General features: G+C 68.5%; 20 protein-coding genes. 6 read left to right on the plus strand and 14 right to left on the minus strand.

All coding sequences use genetic code 11. The annotated features are described in order from the left end of the window. Positions 1–14: 14 nt before the first annotated feature. The 8 genes from IEX50_RS02900 to IEX50_RS02935 all read right to left on the minus strand — a co-directional run bounded on the left by IEX50_RS02900 (position 15) and on the right by IEX50_RS02935 (position 14,140). Positions 15–743: an ABC transporter ATP-binding protein gene (locus IEX50_RS02900; protein WP_157175742.1), complete on the minus strand. Its 729-nt coding sequence runs from the start codon at positions 741–743 to the stop codon at positions 15–17. Continuing rightward, positions 733–2,109, minus strand: a complete 1,377-nt coding sequence (locus IEX50_RS02905; RefSeq protein ID WP_157175741.1) for an efflux RND transporter periplasmic adaptor subunit — start codon at positions 2,107–2,109, stop codon at positions 733–735. The genes IEX50_RS02900 and IEX50_RS02905 overlap by 11 nt, the downstream gene beginning before the upstream one ends. Continuing rightward, positions 2,109–3,605 (minus strand): efflux transporter outer membrane subunit, encoded by a 1,497-nt coding sequence (locus tag IEX50_RS02910; protein WP_229673614.1) that lies wholly within the window; start codon positions 3,603–3,605, stop codon positions 2,109–2,111. The genes IEX50_RS02905 and IEX50_RS02910 overlap by 1 nt, the downstream gene beginning before the upstream one ends. Before the next feature lie 249 nt (positions 3,606–3,854). Continuing rightward, positions 3,855–8,012 (minus strand): translocation/assembly module TamB domain-containing protein, encoded by a 4,158-nt coding sequence (locus IEX50_RS02915; protein WP_157175739.1) that lies wholly within the window; start codon positions 8,010–8,012, stop codon positions 3,855–3,857. Beyond that, a complete protein-coding gene (locus IEX50_RS02920) occupies positions 8,012–10,066 on the minus strand; it encodes an autotransporter assembly complex protein TamA (protein WP_157175738.1) in 2,055 nt (684 codons plus the stop codon). The genes IEX50_RS02915 and IEX50_RS02920 overlap by 1 nt, the downstream gene beginning before the upstream one ends. A gap of 275 nt (positions 10,067–10,341) precedes the next feature. Further along, positions 10,342–12,603 carry a xanthine dehydrogenase family protein molybdopterin-binding subunit gene (locus tag IEX50_RS02925; protein ID WP_157175737.1) on the minus strand — a complete coding sequence of 754 codons (2,262 nt, stop codon included), beginning with the start codon at positions 12,601–12,603 and terminating at the stop codon, positions 10,342–10,344. Positions 12,604–12,617: 14 nt separating this feature from the next. Further along, complete coding sequence (locus tag IEX50_RS02930; protein WP_157175736.1) at positions 12,618–13,628, minus strand: FAD binding domain-containing protein; 1,011 nt, start codon at positions 13,626–13,628, stop codon at positions 12,618–12,620. Then, a complete protein-coding gene (locus tag IEX50_RS02935; RefSeq protein WP_232477289.1) occupies positions 13,625–14,140 on the minus strand; it encodes a (2Fe-2S)-binding protein in 516 nt (171 codons plus the stop codon). The genes IEX50_RS02930 and IEX50_RS02935 overlap by 4 nt, the downstream gene beginning before the upstream one ends. Before the next feature lie 167 nt (positions 14,141–14,307). On the opposite strand from IEX50_RS02935, the gene IEX50_RS02940 reads away from it, so the two are divergent. Further along, positions 14,308–16,947, plus strand: coding sequence for a DUF4118 domain-containing protein (locus tag IEX50_RS02940; RefSeq protein WP_268237743.1), 2,640 nt, complete (start codon positions 14,308–14,310; stop codon positions 16,945–16,947). Beyond that, positions 16,944–17,636 carry a response regulator transcription factor gene (locus IEX50_RS02945; protein WP_157175733.1) on the plus strand — a complete coding sequence of 231 codons (693 nt, stop codon included), beginning with the start codon at positions 16,944–16,946 and terminating at the stop codon, positions 17,634–17,636. Before IEX50_RS02940 ends, IEX50_RS02945 begins: the two co-directional genes overlap by 4 nt. A 50-nt stretch (positions 17,637–17,686) precedes the next feature. Here IEX50_RS02945 and IEX50_RS02950 read toward each other — a convergent pair whose 3' ends face one another. From IEX50_RS02950 to IEX50_RS02960, 3 genes are all read right to left on the minus strand, one after another. After that, entirely contained in the window at positions 17,687–18,679 is a 993-nt protein-coding gene (locus tag IEX50_RS02950; RefSeq protein WP_157175732.1) for a ferritin-like domain-containing protein, read from the minus strand. 40 nt (positions 18,680–18,719) lie between these two features. Continuing rightward, entirely contained in the window at positions 18,720–19,670 is a 951-nt protein-coding gene (locus tag IEX50_RS02955) for a ferritin-like domain-containing protein (RefSeq protein ID WP_157175731.1), read from the minus strand. A gap of 198 nt (positions 19,671–19,868) precedes the next feature. Continuing rightward, a complete protein-coding gene (locus IEX50_RS02960) occupies positions 19,869–20,264 on the minus strand; it encodes a glycine zipper 2TM domain-containing protein (RefSeq protein WP_157175730.1) in 396 nt (131 codons plus the stop codon). A gap of 135 nt (positions 20,265–20,399) precedes the next feature. On the opposite strand from IEX50_RS02960, the gene IEX50_RS02965 reads away from it, so the two are divergent. Next, positions 20,400–21,293: an alpha/beta fold hydrolase gene (locus IEX50_RS02965; RefSeq protein ID WP_157175729.1), complete on the plus strand. Its 894-nt coding sequence runs from the start codon at positions 20,400–20,402 to the stop codon at positions 21,291–21,293. Positions 21,294–21,354: 61 nt separating this feature from the next. On the opposite strand, the gene IEX50_RS02970 is transcribed toward IEX50_RS02965, so the two are convergent. Both IEX50_RS02970 and IEX50_RS02975 read right to left on the minus strand, forming a co-directional pair. Beyond that, on the minus strand, positions 21,355–21,630 hold the full coding sequence (locus IEX50_RS02970) for an HU family DNA-binding protein (RefSeq protein WP_157175728.1): 276 nt from the start codon (positions 21,628–21,630) through the stop codon (positions 21,355–21,357). A 121-nt stretch (positions 21,631–21,751) separates the two neighbouring features. Then, positions 21,752–22,234, minus strand: a complete 483-nt coding sequence (locus IEX50_RS02975; RefSeq protein ID WP_184075181.1) for a hypothetical protein — start codon at positions 22,232–22,234, stop codon at positions 21,752–21,754. 106 nt (positions 22,235–22,340) lie between these two features. Here IEX50_RS02975 and IEX50_RS02980 point away from each other — a divergent pair, with 106 nt between their 5' ends. From IEX50_RS02980 to IEX50_RS02990, 3 genes are all read left to right on the plus strand, one after another. Further along, a complete protein-coding gene (locus IEX50_RS02980; RefSeq protein ID WP_157175727.1) occupies positions 22,341–23,789 on the plus strand; it encodes an FAD-binding oxidoreductase in 1,449 nt (482 codons plus the stop codon). Between the two features lie 64 nt (positions 23,790–23,853). After that, the gene (locus IEX50_RS02985; protein ID WP_157175726.1) at positions 23,854–24,633 is read left to right on the plus strand and encodes a SapC family protein; all 780 of its coding nucleotides are present in this window, start codon (positions 23,854–23,856) and stop codon (positions 24,631–24,633) included. A gap of 6 nt (positions 24,634–24,639) precedes the next feature. Continuing rightward, positions 24,640–25,203 carry a cytochrome b gene (locus IEX50_RS02990; protein WP_157175725.1) on the plus strand — a complete coding sequence of 188 codons (564 nt, stop codon included), beginning with the start codon at positions 24,640–24,642 and terminating at the stop codon, positions 25,201–25,203. Positions 25,204–25,390: 187 nt separating this feature from the next. On the opposite strand, the gene IEX50_RS02995 is transcribed toward IEX50_RS02990, so the two are convergent. Continuing rightward, a complete protein-coding gene (locus IEX50_RS02995) occupies positions 25,391–26,242 on the minus strand; it encodes an N-formylglutamate amidohydrolase (protein WP_157175724.1) in 852 nt (283 codons plus the stop codon). Between the last annotated feature and the right edge of the window lie 53 nt (positions 26,243–26,295).

The raw sequence follows: 26,295 nt of genomic DNA on the forward strand, positions 1-26,295 counted from the left end.
CCGGTTCCCGGCCCTCAGTTCAGCGCGGGCACGACGCCCGGCCGGTGGTTTGCTTCGACCCGGTCGACCAGCCCGTCCTTGAAATGCACCACGGTGTGCGCGAACGCCGCCATGTCCGGCTCGTGCGTCACCATCAGGACAGTGATCCCGCTCTGCCGGTTCAGGTCGGTCAACAGTTCCATGATCTCCACCGACCGTTCCGAATCGAGGTTGCCGGTCGGTTCGTCCGCCAGCAGCACGTCTGGCTGCGTCACGATCGCGCGCGCAATCGCCACGCGCTGCTGCTGCCCGCCGGACAGTTCCGCCGGTGTATGATCCCACCAGTCTGCCAGTCCGACCTTGTCGAGCGCGGCCATCCCCATCCGGTGCCGCGTCGCGCGGTCCTCGCCGCGGTACAGCAGCGGTAGCTCGACATTCTCAAGCGCCGTCGTCCGCGCGAGCAGGTTGAACCCCTGGAACACGAAGCCGAGATAGCGCCGCCGCAACAAAGCGCGCTGGTCGCGGTCCAGCGTCTCGATCGCGAACCCGCGGAATAGGAACTGCCCCGCGGTCGGCACGTCCAGGCACCCCAAGATGTTCATCGTCGTCGACTTACCCGATCCGGACGGCCCCATCACCGCGATGAAATCGCCCTTCCGCACGTCCATGTCGACGCCCTTCAGCGCCTGGAACGCGGTCGGCCCCTGCCCGAACGTCTTGGTGACGCCGCGCAGCGAGATCAGGATGTCAGCTTTACTGGCCACCCGACCGGCGCCCCCCGCCGCCGGCACCGGCACCCGCTGCCGCACTGCTCCCGTCGCTGCCGGCCAGCGTACCGGTGATCACCTTCAACCCCGGCTTCACGCCTTCGCCGGACACCATCGTCATCGTGCCGTCCGTATCGCCCACCGTAACCTGCAAGCGTTGCGGCTTGCCGTCCGCGCCCAGCACATAGATCGCCTGTTTACTGCCGCGGCCGATCGTCGCCTGACGCGTTGCACCACCGCCACGGCCCCCGCGCGGCGTCAGCATCGATGCGACACCACCGCCGCCCGCCGCCGCCCCGCTAGGCGGCGTGAAGCGTAACGCTGCGTTCGGCACCATCAGAACATTCTGCCGCTCGGTCGTCACAATATCGGCGGTCGCGGTCATGCCCGGCCGCAGGAGCAAGTTCGGGTTTTCGACCGTCAACCGCGCCGTATAGGCGACGACCGTCCCGGTCGTGCTCGTCGTCGTCGTGCTGCTCGTCGTCGTGCCGGAGTTGGCACCCACGTCGACCCGCTCGATTCGCGCGGGGAACGTCCGGCCCGGAAACGCATCGACGCTGAACGTCGCGCGCTGCCCGGCCAGAACCTGGCCGACATCGGCCTCGTCCACCTTCACCTCCAACCGCATCCGCGACAGGTCCTCGGCAATCACGAACAGAACGGGCGCGTTAAGCGATGCCGCCACGGTCTGCCCCGGCTCGATCTGGCGCGACAGCACGACACCGTTGACCGGCGATTTCACCGAAGCCCGCTCGAACTGCGTCCGGTCGGACGACAATTGCGCGCGCGCCTGCGCTACCGCCGCCTGCGCCGATCGCACACCGGCCAGCCCGCGCGCTGCCTCGGCCCGACCGGTATCGAGTTCGGTCGCCGACGGCACCTTGCCATTCGACAAACGGTATACTTCCTGCAAGCGCTTCAGGTTCGCGTTCGCCTGACGCGCTGTCGCCTGCGCGGTGCCGACATTGGCTTCGGCCGCCGCGATCGCCGCCGCACTGCGGTTGATCGTGTCCTGCAACGTGGCGGTGTCGATCGTCGCGAGCACTTGACCCGTCGTCACGCGGTCGTTGTTGTCGACGTTGACCCGCGTGACGAGCCCCGAAGTCTGTGACCCGACATCGACTTGGTTGGTCGGTTGCAGATTGCCCGTCGCGGAAACCGTGACGGTCAGGTTGCCGCGTTCCAGCGGCGTCGTCGCATAGCGCACGACGTCGCCGTCGCCACCGAACAAGCGGATCGCGAGCAGCCCGAGCAGCACAAACCCGATCGCCACCGCGGTCCATTTAAGGATCTTCGACCGGCGCGACGGCGGTTTCGCGCCCAGGAACGCATCGAGATCGCCGGGGGTCTGGGTCTGGTCCATCACGGCCTCGTCACTGCGTCGAAAACCGGGCTCGGCCCGGTCCGGGTGGCGGTCGCGGGCAGCGGGGCGGATTGCCACCCCCCGCCCAGCGCCTTGTAAAGCTGTACCGTCGCGGTCGCACGGTCGCCGCGCGCGGTCGCGCGGCTATCCTGGCTCGACAACAGGCTGCGCTCGCTGTCGAGCAACGTCTGGAAATCGATCAGCCCCGCGCGGTACTGACTGCGCGCATAAAGCACCGCGTTACGCGACGCTTCCTCCGCCACCACGATCTCGCGCTCGCGCCGCTCGCTGGTGGTGAGCGCGGTCAGCGCATTCTCGACATCCTCCAGTGCGGTCAGCACGACCTGCCGGTAATTGGCCAGCGCCGCATCGGTCGACGCGCGCTGCCCCTCGATCGCCGCGCGGATCCGCCCCCCCTGAAAGATCGGCGCACTGACCGACGCCAGCAGATTGCCGATCGCCCCACTCACCAGGTCGCTGATCGTGGTCGACGAACCGGAGAAGCTGCCGGTCAGCCGCAGCGCGGGATAAAGCTCCGCCTCCTGCACGCCGATCCGCGCGGTCTCGGCGGCCAGTGATCGCTCCGCTGCCGCCACGTCGGGCCGCCGCGCGATGACCGCCGCCGGAATATCGGTAGCGGCCGGCGCCAGTGGGATAACCCGGTCCGGTGCAATCTCCGCATCGACTGATCCGGGCGCGGTGCCGAGCAGGACAGCGATCCGGTTCACCGCGTTGGCGTAATTGTTTTCCAGCGTCGGGATCGTCGCCGCGGTCTGCGCGCGCAACTGCCGCGCCTGTTCCAGGTCGAGCGAACTCACCAGCCCGGCCTGTACACGCCAGCCGACGATCTGCACCGTCTCGTTCTGCGACGCCAGATTGTTGCGCGCGATCCGCAGCCGATTCTGCGCCAGTCGCGCGGTGATGTAGTTGAGCCCGACCTCGGACGCGACGGTCTGTTGCGAAGACCGCAAGTCCGCCAGCGACGATCCATAATCCGCGCGCGCCGCCTCGACCGAGCGACGGAGCCCGCCGAACAGGTCGACCTCATACGCTGCATCGAAGCCTGCACGGTACACGGTCGTGTCACCACCAGTCGATAATTGCGTGCCCGTCGTCGGATCGACCACCGACTGCCCCTGGTTGCCGATGCTCCGCCCGACCGATCCGGACAGGCTGCCCGTCGGCAACTGGTCCGCCCGCGCAACCCGGATCGACGCCCGCGCCTGCCGCAACCGCGCACCCGCGGCATCGATGTCCAGGTTCTGCGCCAGCGATCGTTCGATCAACGATGTCATTACCGGATCGCCGAACCCGGTCCACCAGCGCGCGAGATCGACGGGGGCGACCGGCGTCGCGGTCGGTCCGCTGGTCGGCAGGGCGGTGGAGGACTTGAACGCACTCGGGACCTGCAACGCCGCGGGCGACACCGCCCGGTAATTCGGCCCAACAGCACAACCACCAAGTCCAGCCAGCAGCAGGAAAGAATATCGTCGCATCATCCTGCCCTCCTCTAGCGCCCGTTCATGACCCGTTATGTCAGCCCTGCAATATTCACCTGCAACAAAAGCCGAGGCACGGACTCCCGGGTCGCACGCCCCGACACTCCATCTGGTTAGAACCTGTCGACAACTCCACGAACCATTTCCGAAACGTTCGAACCAGAGCAATTAGTGCTTAGCTTCGTTAAATATCATCCATGCTCCGATCTGGGATCGTCCGGCGGCAAAACCGAACTCCCGCCAGCCTCAGTAATTCTTCGAGTAGCGCAGGCTCACATTCGACCCGCCGAACGACCCCGTCGAACTCAGGATGCTCAGCGTCTTGGACAGCGCGATCTGCAACTGCGTCGCGGTGAAGCCACGCGCGTCGGTGATCACCTCCACATAGATATCGTTCGAGATATACTGTCCCGCCGCCAGCGCCGTCCCGCGACCCGTCGTCTGGTCCGCACCCAGGATGCGCAACCGGTCGATCCCGGTCGCCGAGCGCAGCTTGCCGAGCGGGTTGAGCCCGCCCCCGCCCGACCCGCGCAGCGAATTGAGCGCTGCGGCCAGCTGGATCGCCTGCGTCGGCGACAGGGAGGTCACCGACGTGCCGAACAGCAGGCGCGACAGCACCTCGTCCTGCGGCAGCGACGGGGTCGAGGTGAACGTCACCTGCGGGTTCTGCGCGCGCCCACCGATGTTGATGATCGCCGTCACCCCGTCGACCGTCGTGGTGGCACTGATGTCCAGCTCCGGATCGGTCACCGCGCCGCCGTTGAACGTCACGTTGCCGCGCGAAATCTCGAACCTCCGGCCCGAGAAGGAGTAGGTGCCGCGCACAACCTCCAGCTTGCCGACGACGCGCGGATCGGCCGCCGTCCCACGGACACGAAGATCGGTCCGCCATTCCGCCTCGAGCCCCATGCCGGACACGAAGATCCGGTTGTCCGCCCGCACCCGAATGTCGAGTTTCCAGTTCGACGGTACCGCACTCGCCGCTACCGCCGCCACCGGTGGCGCATTGCGACGCCGCACGCCTTCCAGCACCGCGACCTCGGAGGCGCCCTGGTACACGATCTGGTACCGCACCTCCGGCAGGGTCAGGTCGCCTTCGATCAGCGCCCCCGTCTGCGGCCCGTTGCGCACGCGCAGTGTCCCCGACACGGTCGCGCCCAGCGCATCGCTGCGCGCCAGCTGCGCCCGCGCCAGCGTCGCCCGCACATCGATTGGGAACCCGCCGGCCGCATCCAGCCCGACCGAACCGCTCGCCGTAAGGCTCCCCGTCCCGGCCTTGGCGGTCAGGCTGTTCAGCACGAACCGCGACTGGGTGAAACGCCCGTCGACCGCGATCCCCGACAGCACGGTGCCATAGGTCTCGTTCTCGTAACGCAACGCATTGGCACGCACGACACCGGTCAGCGTCGGCTGATCGACCCGCCCGCCAAAGTCCGCCGCAACAGCGACCGGCCCGGACAGCGTCTGCCCCGCGATCCCGGTCAGCGTCCACAACACCTCGGCCGGCCCGCTATAGCGCACGCCACCCGACAGCGGCGCGGACAGCAGCCGTTCGGACCACGCCTCAGGCCCGGTCGACAGCGGGGCAAGCCGCGCCTGCAACCGCCCAACGACGGCCCCGCCGCGCCGCACGATCGCATTGGCCGATCCGCCCGCATCGGACAGCCGGACCAGCGTCGCGATATCGACCGGGTCGCTGATCGTCAGCGCACCCGTCCGCGTGAAGTTCGCGATATCGACACGCGCGTTCAGCGTCGGCACCCCGGCATCGCCGATATAGTCGACAACCCCGGTCGCCTTGCCGCCCAGCCCCATCCCCGGCGCGAACGCGCGCAGGATCGACAGGTCCAGATTGCTCAGCCGCGCGCGCCCGCGGATCAGGTCGCCATAGCTGCCCTCGACCACCACCTGCCCCTGCGGCAGCACGACGGTCGCGGGCGCCAGCACCCATCCGGCCGCGGTCTTGCGGATCGTGGCGGGGGCCGCCAGCCGGAACGGGATCGCATTGGCCGACCCACGCACGTTCGCCCGCATCATCTCCGACGACAGGGCGGCCTGCACAGCGATATCGAACGGCACGCCGCTCGTCCCCTTGGCGACCATGGCCAGCGTGCCTCTTCCGCCGCGATAGGCGATCCGTCCCTGCGCACGATCGACTGACAGGCTGCCCTGCTTCACCCCGGTCAGTGCGAACTGCCCGTTGATCGCCGGTGCGTCGGGATAGACGACCACCGACCCACGGATCACGCCGCCCGCAATCGTGATCGGCACGTCACCCGGAATCCGGGCGTTGCGCGCCGTCACGTCCACGTCGGCACGCTGATACTTGCCCGCCGCGGCGAGCCGGACGCTGCCGTTCAGCCCCGACCCGGACAGCGTCAACAGCCCGGCATAGGGGCCCGCCGCAGTCGGCCTCACCGTGCCGCGGACGTCGATCCCGGCGAAGCGCGCGTTGCGGATGTCGTACGACGTGCCGCCACGGCCCATCCGGATCAGCACATCCGCGGAGAACGGCCCGTAGGCGGAGTTCCCCTTCGCGTTCACCTGATACCCGCCGGCCACGCCGACCACGTCGACCTGCACACCGGTCAGCGGAATGCCGACATTCGGCCGCGATGCCAGGACGCGGATCCGCGGTGCGGTCGCGGTGCCGGCGACGATCACCGACACCGGGCCATAGTCGGCAGAAACCCCGGACGCGCGGAACGCGATCGTCCCGTCGGTGCGGTACGATCCCTCGCCACTCGTAATACGGAACTTGCGCGCGCTCATCCGCACGTTGCGGAATGTCGCGGTGCCGTTCTCGCTATAGCCGACATCGGCGGTGATCGTCGCCGGCCCGCCCAGCGCATCGCGCACCGACGCATTGTCGATCCGCTGCGTCGTGACACGCACCTTGCCGCGGATGCCGTAGGTCCCGTTCGATCCGGCCACCAGATTGGCGTCGGTGACCAGGTTGATCCGCCCCAGCCCGTCGATCTGGTAATCGTTGACGCGCCCCTTCAGCGCGCCGGTGTAGCGCCCCGCCACGATGTCCGCGACCAGGATCGCGGTTGCATCGATCCGGTCCGACCGCAGCTTCAGATTGTCGGACAGCAGCTTGCCCTTGGCATAGGCCAGGTCGCCATCGACGCGCAGGTTGGTCAGCAACCCGCCCGCCGCGGCGTTCAGCCCCGTCACGCGCCGCGCCGTGGCGTGCAGCGGGATCAGGATGCGATCGGTGTTGATCGTGGCGCGGCCATAGGCGCGCAGTCCTTCGATGCCGGTGTCGTTGAACCCGACCGCGGCGGCGGTCACACGGTACTGCACCGTCGGCGTCGCGAACGGCCCGTCGATCGCCGCGGACAACCGGATGTCACGCCCGCGCACGTTCGGCGCGATCGCCCCGGGACGCAGCAGCTGCCCCTCGATCCGCAGATTGCCGAGCCGGCTCTGCCCCAGGTCGACACGACCCTGCCCCTCCACCGCCAGCGCGGCGGACCGCACAGCGAAACGCGTATCGACGATCCGCTTCTCGACCGTCGCCATCAGATCCACGTCGGTCGCCGGCTCCACCAGCCGTGCGGCCGGACCGGTCAGCATCAGCCCCGGCTGCGTCCGGCCCTTGGCCCGGAACGCACCGTTGCGCCCGACGATCGCCAGGTCCGCCACCGACTGCCCACCAATCGATGCCTGCCCACGCCCGCGCCAGTTCGCCCAGTCGCCGCGCCCGCCGACGTCCAGCGTCACGGCCTTGCCCAACCCGGCATAGCTGTCGACCAGCCCGCCCGCCGGCGCGCGCAACCGCGCACTGATCAGCAACCGGTTGTCTTCCGGCACCGCGTCGAGCACGAACGCCAGCCGGTCGCCGCCGACCGTCCCGGCCTCGGGCAGCGCGCCCGCATCCAGGTTCAGCCGCGCGCGCCCGTCGGCGATATCGGCCGACCCGGCCAGCCGCACGACGCTCCGCTTGCCCGTCACCGGCGCTTCCAGCACCAGCCGGCCGACGTTCAGCCGCCCGATCGCGAGATCGATATCCGGCAGGATCGGCGCGTTCGGATCGCTCGGAACCTCCTTCAGTTCGGGCAGCCGCGACAACGTGACCAGCGGCGCACCGAGGCTCCGCACGTCGATCTTGCCGTTCACATAGGCGAATGGCCGCCAGTCCAGCGCCACCTCGGGCGCTCGCGCGAACACGCCGCGCGGATCGCTGATCGTCAGGTCGCGGATCGTCAGCTTGCCGTACAGCGACCCGTCGAGCCGCCCCACGCCGATCTTGATCCCAGACGCGGTCTCATACCCGTCGAGCTGCCCGCGGACGAAGTTGCGCCCCGGCGAACTGTTCAGCCCGAGCACGACCAGCAGCAGCAGCGCCACCAGCACGGCGACCGCGATCCCGACCCATTTGACGATCCGCAGTGCCATCAGAATGCCTGCCCGATCGAGATATAGAGTGCGATCTTGCTCTCACCGCGCTTGCGCCCGATCGGCGTCGCGACGTCGAGCCGCAGCGGACCGAAGTTCGTATAATAACGCCCGCCGATCCCCGCGCCGTAGCGAAGGCCGGAAATGGACGGGCTCGACGCCTCGCCGACCCGGCCGGCATCGACGAACGGCACGACGCCGAAATTGCCGAACCGGTACCGTCCCTCGATCGCGAACTCGGTCAGCGACCGCCCGCCGATCGGATCGTTGTTCGGATCCTTCGGCCCGAGCTGCTGATAACCGAAGCCGCGCACCGATCCGCCGCCGCCGGCGTACAGCCGCCGCGACGGCGCCAGATCGTCGCGCGACACGCCGATGATCGACCCGACCCGCGCCCGTGCCGCCAGCACGATACTGCCCGCGACCGGCAAATAGGTGCTGCCCTCCACCAGGAACCGGCCGTACGTATCAACCGCGCCCTGCAACGACGCCTCCGGGCTGACCCGCGCGGTCAGCCGGAAGCCCTTGGTGGGATCAAGCAGGCTGTCCGACCGGTCATAGCTGATCTGCATCGGCAGCGCGCCGATCAGGTAGGTCGCGCGCGTGCGTTCCGCGTCGCCCGGATCGAACCGGCTTTCGTTCGTGCCGATCACCTCGGCCCCGACCGAATAGGTCCAGCGCTTCTGCCACAGCGGCGTCGACTGGCGCGACATGCCGACCGACAGGTTGACCGTCCGCGCGCTGTACGCATCGAAATCCTGCCGCGCGGCACCGATCGATGCCTGGAACGTGCGGTCGCGCTGCCCGGCGTTCGAGCGGCGGAACGTCGCGCTGGCACCCTGCTGCTGCGTGCCCGCGACGATGTCGGTGATCAGCGCGCCTTCGTCGGGGAACAGGTTGCGGTGCGTCCAGCTGCCCGTCACCTTGATGCCCTCGCCCGTGCCGTAGCCGCCGCTGCCCGACAGCGACCGTGCCGGCCCGCGGCTTTGATCGACGCGCAAATCGACGATCTCGGTCCCGTCCGGCGCGGTCCGCCCGGTCTTCACCGGCTGCACCGCCACGGTCGAGAACAGGCTCGTCGCGATCAGCGCCTGGCGCAGGTCGTCGACCTCCCGGCTGTCGTAGATCTGGCCCGGCTTGAACCGCGCGAGCAGCGCGATGTGATCGGTGCCGAACACATCGTCGCCCGCCGCCTGGAACCCGCCGAAGCTGGACCGCGGCCCCGACACGATCGGCAGCGTGTAGTCGCCCACCGGCGCCCGATCGTCGAGCACGATGTCGCGCGCGCCGACCTCCACGAAGGGATAGCCCTGCTCGGGCAAGCGAAGCGCAACCTTCGCCTCGCCGGTCAGGATGTCCGTCGCGACGATCGGCTGCCCGGTCCGCAACGCCAGCGCCGACAGCGCCAGCGCGGTGGGCGACGGTTCCGCGCCGGTCACGGCGATCGTGCCCAGCTTGTAGCGTTCGCCCGGCGTCGCGACGATCGCGACCTTCGCCGTCCCCTGCGCGGCGGGCGCAGGATCGACGGTCGCGGTGGCGACGCCGTCATAATAGCCTTCGGACTTCAGGATCCGCTCGACCAACGCGACGTCCTCGTCCGCACGCGCGGTGATCTGCGCCGCGTTGGCCGCCTTGCGACCGTCCTTCAGCAACGCCGACAGCGGCTTGAACCGGTCGTACAACCCGTCCTGCTCCAGCCCGGTCACCGTCACCGCATAACGGATCGGCGGTAGCTCCGCGTCGGCAGCGGCCCCGGGTGCAGCCGGTGGCGGCACGACCGAGGCCTGCGCCAGAGGTACGAGCGGCGCGGTAAGCTCGGCATCCGGAACGATCGTGGTCGCGGCCACCGTCGGCACAACGGGTGCGACCGGAACAGGCGTCGGCGTGGCGGTGACACCCGGTGCCTGCACGCTGTCGAGCGGCGGCAAGGCGGCATCGAACTGGCTGTCGTCGAGCAACGCGGGCGTTGCCTGCGGGGTGGCCTCGTCCTTAACCGGCGCGACACCCTGGGCCACGACCGGCGAGGTCAGTGCAAAAATACTCGCACCGATCATCACCCGGACCGAAACCGCCAAACCGCATCGCCGCAAGAAACTCACCCCCAAGAACGCCGGTCGCGGCAATGCGTGTCCGGTAACCATGCCGGGGGCCGCCGCCCGCCGCAACCTGAAACCGGTTCGGCTGGGCGCTTTGGGACACAGAAGCGGCGGCGGTGCAACAGGCCTACGACGGAATGCCGACGAAAGGCGCACCGCCCCCGCGCCATATGAAAACGCCGCGGAACCCCTCGGTCCCGCGGCGCCCGCCGTCTCGAACTAACGCGAAAACGTCAGTCCAGCAGCTTGTCGATCGTGATCGGCAGCGACCGAACCCGCTTGCCCGTCGCGTGGAAGATCGCGTTGCCGATCGCCGCCGCGGTCCCGACGATACCGATCTCGCCCAGCCCCTTGATGCCCAGCGGAGACACCTCAGAGTCCGGCTCGTCCACGAAGATCACGTCGATATCCAGCACGTCGGCATGTGCGGGAATGTGATATTCGGCGAAGTTGTGGTTCATGAACCGCCCGATCCGGTGATCGGCCAGCGTTTCCTCATGCAACGCCATGCCGATGCCCATCACCACGCCGCCCAGAATCTGGCTGCGTGCGGTCTTGGGGTTCACGATCCGCCCGGCCGCCACCGCACAGACGATGCGCGTCACGCGCACCACGCCGAGTTCCTCGTCGACCTTAACCTCGGCATAGATCGCGCTGTGCGTGTTCTTCGCCTTCTTCTTCACGCCCAGCATCTCGCCGATCGATTCCAGCGGACCCGGTGCCGCCGCCTCGGTCGCCTCGATCTCCGACACGCCGGCCGCGGTCATCGCCTCGCCGTACCCGACTGCCTTCGACGGATCGGCCGCCAGGATCATGCGCCCGTCCTCGAACCGCAGATCATCGACCGACGCACCGCCCAGCGGATTGCCGTCCACCTTCGCGGCCGCCTTGGCCAGCTTCACCCGCACCGCGTCGCACGCGATCTGCACCGCCGCACCGGTCGAGGCCGCGGTCCAGCTGCCGCCCTCGATCGGCGAGGGCGGCAGGTCGCTGTCGCCCAGCACCGCGCTCACCTGATCCGCCGGAAGGCCCAGCGCCCCGGCCGCGACCTGCGTCATGACCGTATAGGTGCCCGTCCCGATGTCCGACCCCGCGGTCGCGACCTCCAGATGACCGTTCGCGGACAGCTTGGCGCGCACCGTCGTCTTCTGGAACATCGCGTCCCAGATGCCCGTCGCCATGCCCCAGCCGACCAGCTCGCTGCCGTCGCGCATCGAGCGCGGTGCCGCCTCGCGCTGCGACCAGCCGAACGCTTCCGCGCCCTCCTGATATGCCTCGCGCAACGCCTTCGACGTGTACGGAATATCCATCATCTCGTCGCGGTCGCTATAGTTGGTCAGCCGCAGCGCTAGCGGGTCGACGCCCGTCTCATACGCCATCTCGTCCAGCGCCATTTCGAACAGCGTCATGCCGGTCGCGGCCCCCGGCGCACGCATATCGCCCGGCGTATAGGTGTCGACCGCGGTCAGCGCCCAATCCATCGTCGCATTGTCGCAACGATAGGCCTGCCCGCCCCAGTTCGCGATCGGCTCCATGTAGTTCTCGAACCGCGACGTCGGCGTCACCGCCTTCGAGTAGATCGACTGCAACGCCCCGTCGTCGTTCGCGCCCAGACGAATGATGTGGCGGCACTCGGACCGATGCGTGAACGAGAACATCTGCTGCCGCGTCAGCACGACGCGCACCGACCGCTCGAGCATCTTCGCCGCCAGCGTCGCCAGATACACCTGATATTGTGGCCGCAGCCCGGACCCGAACCCACCGCCGACATAGGGGTTCAGCACGCGCACATTCTTCTTCGCGAAACCGAACACGCCGACCAGATAGGCCTGCACATTCTGCGAACCCTGCGTCTTGTCGTACACGGTAATGCGCCCGTCGCCGTGCCACTGCACGGTCGTGGCATGCATCTCCATCGGGTTGTGGTGCTCGGTCGGCAGATAGTAGGAGACGTCGACCTTGTGCTCTGCCTTCGCATACGCGCCGGCCTCGTCGCCGCGGTTCTTCGGCTCGACGAACGTATCGCGCGTCTTCTTCGGCTTGAACTCGGGCGAGCGTTCGAAATCGGTCTCGTGCTCGTCGATCTCATATTCGACCTGCACCAGGCTCGCGCCGTGGCGTGCGTCCTCGAACGTCCGTCCGACGACCAGCGCGATCGGCTGCCCGCTGTAGATGATCTCCGCATCGTAGAATGCGCGGAACGGCGAGCCCGGGGGCGCCACCTGATCCTGATACGCCTTGTCGAACCATGCGATATGCGGGCGGTTCAGGTGACTCACCACCTCCACCACACCCGGCGCCGCCATCGCGGCCTCCGTGTGCAGCTTCGTGACCCGCCCCTTGGCGATCGCGCCCGACACGACCACGCCGTACAGCAGGTCTGCCACCGGATGCTCGGCCGCATAGCGCGCGCCGCCGGTGACCTTCAGCTTGCCGTCGACGCGGCTGAGCGAGGAACCGATACCGACCGGCGCGTCATTGAGTTTCGTAGCCATTTTCTCTCTCCCGCTCAGGCGACGCGCTTGTCGATCTGCGACTGCGGTGTTCCGTCCGCAGCCTGTCGACACGCCCGCACGATCGCCCGTCGTGCCAGCCCGATCTTGAAATCATTCGCCCCCTGCCCCTGCGCGCCTTCCAGCAACGCATGGGCGGCGGCCAGGAACGCCGACTGCGACGGCACTTCGCCGACCAGCAGACCCTCCGCTGTCTTCGACCGCCACGGCTTGTGCGCCACACCGCCCAGTGCGATCCGCGCCTCGGCGATCCGGCCGTTCTCGATCCGCATCACCACCGCAACCGACACCAGCGCAAAGGCATAGGACAGCCGGTCGCGCAGCTTGAGGTAGGTGTAGTTGCCCGAGAAATCCTCGTCCGGCAGGTCGATCGATGTGATCAGCTCGCCGGGCTTCAGCGTGTTGTCGCGCGACGGATCCTCACCCGGCAACCGGTGATAGTCCGCGAACGGGATCGTCCGATCGCCGAGCGGCCCGGTGACGTTCACCGTCGCATTCAACACCGCCAGCCCGACGCACATGTCGGAGGGATGCGTCGCGATGCAGGACGGGCTCGCCCCCAGGATCGCATTCACCCGGTTCACGCCACCGATCGCCGAGCAACCCGTGCCTGGCTCGCGCTTGTTGCACGCCGTCGTGTTGTCGTAGAAATACAGGCAGCGCGTCCGCTGGTTCAGATTGCCACCCGCGGTCGCGACATTACGCAGCTGCGGGCTCGCGCCCGCCAGAATCGAACTCGCCAGCACCGGATACTTAGCCTCGACGCGCGCGTCCCATGCCGTCTCGCTGTTCGTCGCCAGCGCGCCGATCCGCAGGCCGCCGTCATGATCCTCGATCGCGTGCAGTGGTAGCCGGTTGATGTCGACGACCCGCACCGGCCGTTCGACATTCTCCTTCATCAGGTCGACCAGGTTGCTGCCCCCGGCCAGGAACCGCACACCGCGCGCATTGCCGTCGCGCACCGCTTCCGCCACGTCGGACGGGCGGTCGTAGCCGAACCGGTTCATCGTGCGTCCTCCCGGCCCTGCACCGACTCGATCGCGTCGGCGATGTTGGTGTAGGCGCCGCAACGGCACAGATTGCCGCTCATATTCTCGCGGATCGCATCACGCCCGTCCGCCTTTCCCTCACGCAACATGCCGATCGCCGAACAGATCTGCCCCGGCGTGCAATAGCCGCACTGGAACGCATCGTGATCGATGAACGCCTGCTGCATCGGGTGAAGCGTATCGCCCGACGACAGCCCCTCGATCGTCTGGATCTCCGACCCGTCGCGCACCACCGCCAATGTCAGGCAGCTGTTCACCCGCTTCCCGTCGACCAGCACGGTACATGCCCCGCACTGCCCGTGATCACAGCCCTTCTTGGTGCCGGTCAGGTCCAAACGCTCGCGCAGCAGGTCGAGCAACGTCACCCAGGGTGCGATCGAGAAATGCTCCGCCTTGCCGTTCACGGTCAGGTCGATGTCGATCAACCGTTCGGCTGTCTGGGCGGTCGGTTCGGCGAGTTTGGTGGGCAATGCGGCCTCCGGCGTCGGGATATGGGCTTCAGACCGACAGCGGCCGGAACGGGTTTTCGTTCCGTTCCGCACGGGCTTAGCCGATAATACGGACGCGCCGGTCGCCCGACGGGCCGTCCAAACCCCGACCATCGACAGTGCGACCCCACAACGGGTAGATGGCGCGCGTGACCGAACTGCCCCCGCCCCGCCCCGCGCCGCCACCCCGCGGCCGGCTCAAGGTCTTCCTCGGTGCCGCCGCCGGTGTCGGCAAGACCTACGAAATGCTGTCCGAAGGCATCACGCGGCGTCGCGACGGCGTCGATGTCGTGATCGGCATCGTCGAAACGCACGGCCGCCCCGAACCCGACCGGCTTGCGCGCATGCTGCCCGACGTTCCCCTCCGCCCCGGCCCCGACCCGGCTCAAGCGATGGACGTCGATGCGCTGATCGCCCGCCGCCCCGCGCTGGTGTTGGTCGATGCGATCGCGTCGGCCAACCCGGCCGATGCGCGCCATGCCCGGCGCTACCAGGACGTCGAGGAACTGCTCGCCGCCGGGATCAACGTGCTCGCCACGCTCAACATCGAACATCTCGAAAGCCTGAACGACGTCGTCGCCTCGGTCACCCACATGCGCGTGACCGACACGATCCCGGACTCGGTGCTGGAATCGGCCGAGATCGAGGTCGTCGACATCCCGCCCGACGACCTGATCGAACGGCTCCGCGCCGGCAAGGTCCAGGTGCCGCACGAGGCGACCCGCGCCCCCGTCCACGCCTTCTCCAAATCGACGCTGTCGGCACTCCGCGAACTGGCGCTCCGCCGCGCGGCGCAGACCGTCGATACGCAGATGCTGGAACATGTCCGCGCACAGGCGCTCGACGGCAACTGGGCGGCCGGCGAACGGATCGTCGTGGCGATCAGCGAACAGCCCGGCTGCGACGGCCTCGTCCGCGCGACCAAGCGCCTCGCCGACGCGCTCCACGCCGGCTGGACCGCGGTGCATATCGAAACGCCGCGCACCCGCACCTTCGGCGATGTCGAACGCGCGCGGATCGCCGCGGTGCTCAACCTCGCCACCCGGCTCGGCGGCGCGGTCGCCTCCGTGCCGGCCGAGGCGGTGCTGCCCGGCCTCCAGGCATTCGCCGCCGACACGCACGCGACGCAGCTCGTCGTCGGCAAGTCCGCCCGCTCGCGCTGGTTCGAACTGCGCCACGGGTCGGTCGTCGACCGGCTCGTCCGCAACACGCCCGGCGTCGCGGTCCACGTCCTGCCGATGGAGGCGGAAACCGATACCAAGGCCCCCGCCGGTCGATCGCGCGCTATGCCCGATCGCGGCCGCCACGGGCTGCTCTGGGCGACGATCATGGTCGTCGCGGTCACGGCGCTCGCCAAGGGGCTCTACGCCTTCCTCGGCATCGGCAACACGGCACTCCTGTATCTGCTGCCCGTCATGGTCGCGGCCAGCACGCACGGCCGCCGCGCCGGGATCTACGCCGGCATCCTGTCGTCGATCGCCTACAACTTCTTCTTCCTGCCACCGACCCTGACGCTGACGATCAGCAACCCGGAAAACGTCGTCACCATCATCGTCCTGCTGTCGGTCGCGTTCGCCACCAGCCAACTTGCCGCCCGCGTCCGGGCCCAAGCCGATCTCGCCGCCACCAGCGCGCACCAGAATGCGGCACTGGCCGGCTTCCTCCACCGCCTGAACGCCAGCGACAGCGACGCGGCGGTGATGCAGGCGATCTGCACCGAACTCGGCCGGCTGTTCGACGTCCGCGTCGCGCTGCTGATGCCCTCGGCGGAGGGTCTGACGCTGCGCGCCGCCGTCCCGCCCGCCGAACCGCTCGACTATATCGCCGCCACCGCCGCGCAATGGGCGGTCGACAACGGCACGCCCGCCGGCCGCGGATCGGACACGCTGACCGCCTCGGACTGGCTGTTCTACCCGCTGAAGGGCGCCCGCGGCGTGCTCGGCGCGGTCGGCGTCGCGCGCGACGACGGCCGCACCCCGATCCGCTCGGATCGTATCGGCCTGCTCACCGGCCTGCTGAGCCAGGCGGCGCTGGTGCTCGAACGCATGCTGCTCGAATCCGAGACCCGCGACGTCGTCCAGCTCAAGGAACGCGACCGCCTCCGCGCCGCTTTGCTCTCTTCGGTCAGCCACGACCTGCGCACGCCGCTCACCGCGATCCTCGCCGCCGCATCCGAACTGCGCGCTGATCCCGCGACTCCGGCCGCACTCGACACGATCGACGACGAGGCACGCCGCCTCAACCGGTTCGTCGCCAACCTGCTCGACATGGCGCGGGTAGAGGCCGGCGCGCTCGCCGCCGCGGCCGAACCGACCGACCTGACAGACGCGATCGGCTCCGCGGTCCACGACACACGCCGTACGCTCGTCGGCCGCGCGGTCGAACTCGCGGTCCCGGCCGACCTGCCGATGGTCCGGCTCGATCCGCAGCTGTTCCACCATGTCCTGATTAACCTGCTCGACAATGCCGGCCGCTACGGCGATCCCGACACCCCCATCACGATCCGCGCCGAACGCCTCCCCGACGCGCTGACCCTCTCGATCCTCGACCGTGGCCCCGGCCTGCCGCCCGGCCGCGAGGCGGAAGCGTTCGAAACCTTCGCCCGCCTCCAGGGCTCCGACCGTGCGCAGGGCGGCACCGGTCTCGGCCTTGCCATCGTCAAGGGTTTCGCCGAAGCCATGGGCATGACCGTCGCCGCCACCGCCCGCACCGACCGTAACGGCGCCTGCTTCACGCTGACCATGCCGGACGCCCTGCTGGTCCGCGCGTCCAGCGGCGACGAGACATGACCACCGCGAACCGCATCCTGGTCGTCGACGACGAACCCGCCATCCGCCGACTCCTGCGCACCGCACTGGAACGCGTCGGCCACGCCGTATCGGAGGCCGGCAACGCCGCAGACGCACTCGCCGTGCTGACCGCTGATCGTCCGCAGGTCGTGCTGCTCGATCTCGGCCTGCCCGACCGCGACGGGCTCGAACTCGTACCGCTCATGCGCGCCCGCTCGGACGCGACCATCCTCGTCGTCTCCGCACGCGACGCGACCGACCTGAAGGTCGCCGCGCTCGATCTCGGCGCGGCCGACTACATAACGAAACCGTTCGACACCGACGAGCTGCTCGCCCGCGTCCGCGCCGCGCTCCGCCACCGGCTCGTCTCCGGCGGTGGCCGCACAAGCGTCCGCGCCGGGCCGATCCTGATCGACCTGCTCGACCGCCGCGTCCTGCGCGACGATGCGGCCGTCCACCTGACGCCCAAGGAATATGAAGTACTGACCGAACTGGCGCGCTACCCCGGCCGGGTCGTCACGCACGCGCATCTGCTGCGCACCGTCTGGCCGCACGAGACCGACGGACAGGTCGGATATCTCCGCGTCGTGGTCCGCACTCTGCGCGGCAAGCTGGAGGCGGATCCGTCCGCACCCACGCTGATCGTCAACGAACTGGGTGTCGGCTACCGTCTGATGGGCAGCGACTGACATGGGAAATCCCCGCCGCGGACGAACCGCGACGGGGACAGGCGCGCCGCTCAGTTTGCAGCGCTGGTCCGGATCGTGCCGTTAAGGCCCGACGGGAAGAACCCGCCCGCCGAAACCGCGGTCCGCGACAAGTACACGATATTCAACACCTGCCCGGTCGTCCGGCCGAACGCCAGGCCATTGGCATCGGTCGGTACGATGTTCGACGCATTCCCGATCGCACGAATGCCCTGGTCGAGATCGGTCGCACCATCCAGGCTGTCGCGCGCGGTCGAGATCGACTCCGTCGCGTTGATCAGTGCCGGCGTCGCAACGCCCTTCCGGTACAACACGGTGCGGATCAGCCCGGCATGATAGGCTTCCGCCGCCAGGATCCCGGCCGCCGCTTCGGTGAACGTCTTGTTGGAGATCAGCGACGCCGCACCCTTATAGGCGGACACCCCGACATCCTCGAAGATGAACGCGCCGAGCAGGAAGTTCTCGTCATTGGCGTAAGGATCGAACGTCGAACCCGCGCCGGTGATGAGGCCCGCCGCGCGCGCCGCGGACGAAAACGCACCCGTCGCCGTGGAACCGATATCGAGCGCCGGCTGGCCAACGGTCGCGGTGCCGATCACGCTGCGCAGGAAACGCACGTGATTGATCTCGTCCTGCGCGATTTCCAGCGCATAGGCCGCGACGACCGGATCGGTGAACGTCACCTTCCGCCCGCCCGTGACGGCACCGGTGCCACCGATACCGCCCGTCAGGCTGGCGTCCAGACCCACGCCGAACGCGGCAAAGGAATAGAATTGCGCCTCCAGATATTCCAGGTTCAACGCGAAGTTCAGGATGTCCTGATCCGGCACCGTGGCACTGGTTGGCGTCGGCGTCGGGGTCGGCGTCGGCGTGACGCTGGGGTTGCCGCTGCCCCCACAGGCCGCCAGCAGCGACACGCCGCCGACCATGACCGCGGCACCGCCAGCCATCTTGAAGAACTCACGCCGCTCGCCCCGGCGCTTCACGCGCTGGTCCAGCGCTTCGATCATCTTTTCGCTATTCATCGAAATCTCTCCGCAATCATGCGTGAAACAGGTCTGCGGATCAGTTCGCAGCGCTCGTTCGGATGGTGCCGTTGACACCTGCGGGGAAGAAGCCGCCACTGCCGACCGCGGCCCTGTTCAGGTACACGATGTTCAGCACCTGACCGGCGCTCCGGCTGTACGCCAGACCGTTCGCATCGAGCGGAACGATATTGGACGCGCCGTTAATCGCGGCCACGCCCTGATCCAGGTCGGTCGACCCGTCCAGGCTGTCGCGTGCGGTGGAGATCGATTCCGTCGCGGTGATCAGCGACGGCGTCTGGATGCCCTTGGCGTACAGCGTCGTGCGCACGATCGCCGCATGATACGCCTCGACCGCCAGGATGCCGGCGGCGGCATCGAGGAACGTCGCGCTGGTCAGCAACGGCGATGCGCCCTTGTACGCGGTCACGCCGACATCTTCGAAGATGTACGCGCCGAGCAGGAAATTCTCGTCGGACGCATAGGGATCGAACGATGCGCCCGGACCGATCAGGCCGGCGGCGCGCGCCGCGGACGAAAACGCCCCGTTCGGGGTCGCGCCGATATCGATCGCGGGCTGCGCCACGGCGGCGGACGCCAGCGCGGTGCGGAGGAACGCCACGTGCGCGATTTCGTCGGCAGCGATCTCACGCGCATATTGCGCGACGACGTTGTCGGTAAAGGTCACCTGACGACCACCGGTCACCGCACCCTGCGTGCCCGTGCCGGTCAGCAGCGATGCCGACAGCCCGGTGCCGAACGCCGCGAACGAGTAGAATTGCGCTTCGAGATATTCGAGGTTCAGCGCGAAGTTCAGGATGTCCGCATCGGTCACCGCCGTCTGCGCTTCGGCCTGAACCGCAACTGCGCCCGCGGCGAGGCCACCGACGATCTTGCCTGCGCCAGCCATCGTCTTGAAGAACTCACGGCGATCGTTGCGCCGTGTCACCCTTGCATCCAGCGCGTCCATAATCAGACTGTCGTCGGTCATGCGTACCTCCTCCTGCTAACTCCCCACCGATACGGAGCGGTCATTCGGGGAGTTGCACGGGACGGCGACTTTATTGCGATTCATGCATCCGCTGAAATATTCGGCCGAACTTAACCGGCGTGACCGGCTTCCGCACACACAAAAAAGGGGCCGGCAATCGCCGACCCCTCCGTTCTTCCGATCGGTTCTATCCGCGGCTCAGCAGCGACGACCGTCCGACTTGTCGACCGCGCGACCGGCGAGCGCGCCGACACCCGCGCCGAGAATCGTGCCGAGAGTCCGATCACCGCGACCGGCCACCTGGTTGCCAAGCAGACCACCGGCGATGCCGCCGATCGCCAGACCGCCATTACCCTTGTCGTAGCAGCGCTGGTTGCCGCGATACCCGTTGTTGCCGCGATAGCCGCGGTTGCCCCGGCCATAACGACGGTCGCGGCGGTCGCGATAGCCGACGTCCTGGAACCCGGACTGGCCATCGTCGTAACGGCTATACTGTGCCGGCGCGTTCCAGCCCTGCGCCATGGCGGGCATGGGGGCGACGACGGCCAGCGAGGTCAGCGAAAGCGTAGCGGCGGTGAGGAACTTCGTGAACATGTCGATCTCCCTGTGTTCGATCTGCGAATGTCTCTCTGCGCCGATTCGCATGTTCCTTCTCTGAACACAGCTGTTAGCGGCCGTTCAGCAACGCTTTCCCTTGGCCTCTGGCCGGACGCCCGGCATGGATCGGTCATGACGCAACCGACCGCCCGCCCGCTCGCCCATCTCCGCGGCGCCCGCCCCCCGGCGCCGGCATGGTACGACGCCGCGCTGGCCGACCGGCCGGAGACCGGGTCCGCCTTGGTGGGGGGGGCCACGATCGAATGGCGCGCCTGGGGTTCGCGCGGCGCGCCGGGCCTGCTCCTCGTCCACGGCGGCTGGGCGCATGCCGGCTGGTGGTCGCACATCGCCCCGCTGCTGGCGCGCGAGCGACGGGTTGCCGCGCTTTCGCTGTCCGGGATGGGCGGGTCCGACTGGCGGGCGGCCTATTCGATCGAGCAATATGCGGATGAGCTTCGCGCCGTCTCGCACGCCGCCGGGCTCGACGCCGCCGGCCCGCCCACGCTGGTCGGCCACAGTTTCGGCTGCGCCCCGGTCATCGCCGCCCTGGCCGATCCGTCCGGCTGGGCCGCCGGCGGCATCCTGATCGACGGGTCGATCACCATGAAACCCGGCACCCGCCCGCCCGTCACTGGCCTGCGAACGCAGCATTTCGCCGATCTGGACGCGGCGCTCGCCCGCTTCCGCCTGATGCCCGAACAGCCCTGCGACAATCTCTACATCGTCGACGGCATCGCCCGTGGGTCCGTCACCGCTTGTGACACCGGCCTCCGCTGGTCGTTCGATCCGACGCTCTACGATCGCTGCACGCTGATCGACACGCGCGCCACTGCAAAGGCGATCCGCGCGCCGCTGGCGTTCATTCGTGGGGAACTCTCCGCGATTGTACCGCCGGAGACGCTGGCGGGGCTACGGGCGGACCTGCCCGCCATGCGCGTGGTCACCATCCCGAACGCGCATCATCATGTCATGATCGATCAACCGATCGCGCTGGTCACAGCGATCGAGGACCTGCTGGCCGGCTGAGCCGTCACCGCGGTCGAAAAAGGATAGGGCCGCCGACTAACCCGGCGGCGGCCCCTACAGATCAGGCGTTCAGCGCGTCGCGCACGGCCTTGGACGGCTGGAAGCTCAGCTTGCGCGATGCGGCGATATCCATCGTTTCGCCGGTGCGGGGGTTGCGGCCTTCGCGGGCCGGACGGTCCTGGACCTTGAACTTGCCGAAACCGGGCAGCGAAACCTCGGTCCCCTCGGCAGCGGCGTCGGTGATCGCCTTGAAGATGCTCTCGACGACGGACTTGGCCTGTGCCTTGGTCATGTCGTGCTCGGTGGCGATGGCGTCTGCCAGTGCTGCGCTGTTCATCGGTCTGCTGTTCCTCTGTGGTTGACGGAGCCGGCGTCCTGCCGAACTTTGCCAGCGCTGTCACCCCTGCACTAGGGTTAACCGCCCTCTGTGACGCAGCGTCTCGCGCCTTCGGCACGCTTCATCGGCTCAGCCGTCGGCGGATGCGCGAAACGATGCCGCGACCGGTCTTTCGCGGCCCGGCCTCCAACGCGCGGAACCGCTCGATCCGGCACTCCCCGCCGGACCGAACACGCACGCTGTCACGATCGGCGCAGACCAGCCCGTCGGTGCCCGGCCGGATGTAGAAACCACCATAATAATCGAGGTCCGGGCAATCGTCCTCGAACTGCGCGCGCACCCGGTTCCCGCCGCGCAGCAACAGGTCGACGCTGTCCTCGGCAACGACCGCCGCAGCCCCGATCTTGTTCATCGGCACGCACTTCGGGCCCTTGCGCTCGCGCCACCGCGTCTGCCCCGCGGGGGCCGGATCCACCTGACGCGTCGGGACGCGCACGATGGTGCTCCGCCGGATCATCATCTGCGTCACGATCATCGTCGATCCCGCATCCCGCGCCGGCGCGGACCCCGCCGCCAGCAGCAGCATCGCACACCAGATCATCATGATTCCGCATTCGTCATGGGGTGCAGCGTTTCGGCCCGGCGACTGAACGCCGGATGAACCCAACCCGGCTATCGGCTACACTGGCTGATTGCGCTATCAGGGTGTGATGATCGTGCCACCCCCCGCTTTGCTTGCCGACCTTGCCGGACTGCTCGGCCCTGCTGGTTATTCCGACGATCCGGCGGTGCTGGCGCCTTGGCTGACCGACTGGCGCGGGCGATATCACGGCACCACCGCCGCGCTGCTCTCTCCGGCCTCCACCAATCAGGTCGCGGCCGTCGTCCGGCTAGCAAATGCCTACCGCGTCCCGCTGGTCGCGCAGGGCGGCAACAGCTCCACGGTCGGCGGTGCGACCCCGCCGGCGGACGGTTCCGCGCTGCTCCTCTCGCTCCGCCGCATGGCCCGCCCGCCGGTGATCGATACGGGCGACGCCGCCGCCACCGTCGATGCCGGCGTCATCCTGTCCGACCTGCACGATGCCGCCGCCGCGCACGGCCTGCGCTTCCCGCTCTCGCTCGCGGCCCGCGGGTCGGCCACGATCGGCGGCCTCGTCTCGACCAACGCCGGCGGCATCCAGGTCCTGCGCTTCGGCACGATGCGTGCGCTGGTGCTGGGGCTGGAGGCGGTACTGCCCGACGGGACGATCTTCCACGGCCTGTCGAGTCTCCGAAAGGACAATCGCGGCTACGACCTGCGCCAGCTGCTGACCGGGGCGGAAGGCACGCTCGGCATCGTCACCGCCGCCACCCTCCGCCTCGTCCCCGCGATCGGCTCGCGCAGCGTCGCCTGGGTCGCCTTGCCCGACCCCCAGTCCGCGCTCCGCCTGCTCCGCCGGCTTGACGGCGCGCTCGGCGATGCGGTGGAAAGCTTCGAACTCATCCCCGCCACCGGCCTCGACCTCGTCCTCCACCACATCCCCGCCACCCGCAGCCCGGTCGCCCCCACGGCACCCTGGCATGTCCTGATCGAGGCGACCGCCCCGCACGGCGCGCCGGAGCCGGCCGACACGTTGGCCGCGGCGCTCCAGTCCGCGCTGGAGGACGGCCTCATTCTCGACGCCACCATCGCGGCCAGCGAAGCCCATGCCGAGGCGCTCTGGAAACTGCGCGAGACCTTACCCGAGGCGGAGCGGCTCGACGGGTTCGCGGTCAAGCACGACATTGCCGTCCCCGTCTCCGCCATGCCCGACTTCATCGTCGACACCACCAGTGCGATCGAGGCAACGTACAACGGCGCCCGCGTCCTGGCCTTCGGCCATCTCGGGGACGGCAACGTCCACTTCAACGTCCGCGCGCCGGCGGGCAGGGACTCCGCCGCCTGGTCCGCCGCGCATGGCCCGGCCGTTTCGCGTGACGTCCACGACCGCGTCATGGCGGTCGGCGGCACCATCTCGGCCGAACATGGCATCGGCCAGGCCAAGCTCGCGGAGTTCGCCCGCACCGCCGATCCGGTCCGGCTGGCGACGCTGCGCGCGATCAAGACCGCGCTTGATCCGCTCAACCTGTTCAATCCGGGCAAACTCGTGCCGCTTGCGCCTCAGCGCACGGGTCCATAAACGGGGCGGCATCGCGAGCGTCCGACAGGGGCGTCGTCGAACGACCGCACGTGGAGTATGATGCATGGCCAGCGCCGCACCGGCAAATGATCTGCCGCTGTTCTATAACCAGCTTGAACCGCTTTCCAGCCAGACGCACGGCAGCTGGAAGGCCCGCAACATGGACGCCCCTACCTTCATGGTCGGCACGCATGCCGTGCCGCTGACGGTTGAGGAGTTCGCACCCGCGTCGCGCTTCTACCCGATCGTGTTCTCGCTGGGCGACCAGCCGGTGCCGCTCGCGCTCATGGCGCTGAACGAAGGCGTCAACACCTTCGTCGGTCCCGACGGCCGCTTCACGGGCGATGCCTACATCCCGGCCTATATCCGCCGCTATCCCTTCATGCTCGCCCGGCTGAACCAGAATGCGGAAGAACTCTCGCTTTGCTTCGATCCGTCATCCGGCACGATCGGCGAGTTTGAGGAGGGCGACGCCCTGTTCGCCGACGGCAAGCCGACCGAGGTCGTCGGCAACATCCTGGCCTTCTGCGAACAGTTCGAACAGGCCGGGCAGCGCACGTCGCAGTTCATGAAGGAACTGGCCGACCACAAGCTGCTGATGGACGGCGAAGTCACGATCCAGCCCGAGGGCGCGGACCAGCCGTTCATCTACCGCGGGTTCCAGATGGTGAACGAGGATGCGCTGAAGGAAATGCGCGGCGATACGGCGCGCAAGCTGATCAAGTCGGGCGTCCTGCCGCTGATCTACGCGCACCTCTTCTCGCTCGCGCTGATCCGCGATATCTTCGCCCGCCAGATGGAGCAGGGCAAGATCCCGGCCCAGCCGCTTCGCGTCGACGCCTGATCGGCCATGCTCGCACCGGAACCCTATCGTCCGGACCGGGATCGCGGCCGACGTTATTCGTCGGTCGCTATCACCTTCCACTGGACGATCGCGGTTCTGGTGATCGCAAACCTCGCGATCGGGCTGCTGCATGACGCGCTGAGGGGCGTGCAGCTAATGCCGATCCACAAATCGATCGGCATCACCGTCCTGGCGCTCAGCATCGCGCGGTTGATGTGGCGGCTCGCCCACCCGGCCCCCGCTCTCCCCGGCGACGTGCCGGGGTGGCAGCGCGCCGTCGCGCACATCACCCACTGGGCGCTGTACGCACTCATGATCCTCATGCCCGCCACAGGCTGGTGGATGGTCTCGGCCGGCGCGAAGAAATATCCGCTCGACTGGTTCGGCCTGTTCCCGGTCCCGTTCCTGCCGGTCACCGCCGGTGGCGACATCAGCCATGCGGCGCACGAACTGCTCGGCTGGGCCATGCTTGCGCTGGTCGCGCTGCACGTTGCCGCCGCGCTGAAGCATCATTTCGTCGATCGCGACACTGTGCTCGTCCGCATGCTGCCCGGGTCCGGCCGCCGCTGAACGCACCGTCTGGCGAGCGCTACCACCGCGCCGCACAATTTACGCTTGAATCCCCCGACCAGGGGACTATTTAAGAATTGTCAGGCCGTGTTCCCCCCCCTTTCACGGCCAGACTGAATGCATCCCTCCGGGGGTGTGTTTCCTCCCTGAACCTTGGCCACTCCATGCTTGCATGGGGTGGTTTTTTTTACTCCGCGGCCTGCTGGTCGTGGCGTGGCAGGGCATGCGCCAGCCTCCGGCGTAGCGCGGCCACGAACTGTTGCGCCCGCACGAGTCCGGGCCCCGGCAGGCGGAACGTTGCGTCGAGATAGAGCGACCGGCACAGCTCGATCTGCACCGCATGGACGCCCTGCCGCGGCCGGCCATGCCGATCGACGCCGTATCCGCCCGCATAGGGGCGGTTACGCGCCACCCGGTATCCCGCCGCCCGCGCCGCATCGATGGCGCCCGTCGTCACCGCCGGATCGGCACTCGCCCCGTTCAGGTCGCCCACCACCACCGTGATGCCGCGGTCACGCCCGGCCAGCGGCGGCATCGAATGCAGGTCGATCAGCACCGCGACGCCGTGCGCGGCGTGAGCCTCGTCCAGCGCATCGGCCACCGCCCGGTGGTAGGGTTCATGGACCCCGGCGATCCGCCCGGCCAGGTCGGCCGCCGCAATCGGTCCCTGCCAGATGTCGCCCACCCCGGCCATCCGTCGCGGCACCAGCCCCAGCCCCGCGCGGATCCGCGGCCCGTCGCGCAACCCCACGGCTGGCGGCGGCGGATCGATCATCTCGCCGTCCAGCTCGTCCGGATGGCGGTTCAGGTCGATCCACGCGCGCGCCATGTCGGCAACGATCACCGTCGCGCCCTCGTCCACCGCCGCCGCCGCCAGCAGGTCTGCATGCCGATCTTCCAGCCCGATCAGCCGATCGACCGGCACGCGCGCCGCTGCAACCAGCGCCCGGGGATAGCTTCGCCCGGCATGCCCCACCGCGATCACCACCGGCGTCCGCGGCACGCACGGGCCGACCGTCCGGAAAGGGCTGATATCCATGCCGTGCCATAGCGCGCCGCATGATCCGGACCAACCGTCGATACGCGCTTCCG

Source organism: Sphingomonas prati (assembly GCF_014643515.1).
GTDB classification, from domain to species: domain Bacteria; phylum Pseudomonadota; class Alphaproteobacteria; order Sphingomonadales; family Sphingomonadaceae; genus Sphingomonas_R; species Sphingomonas_R prati.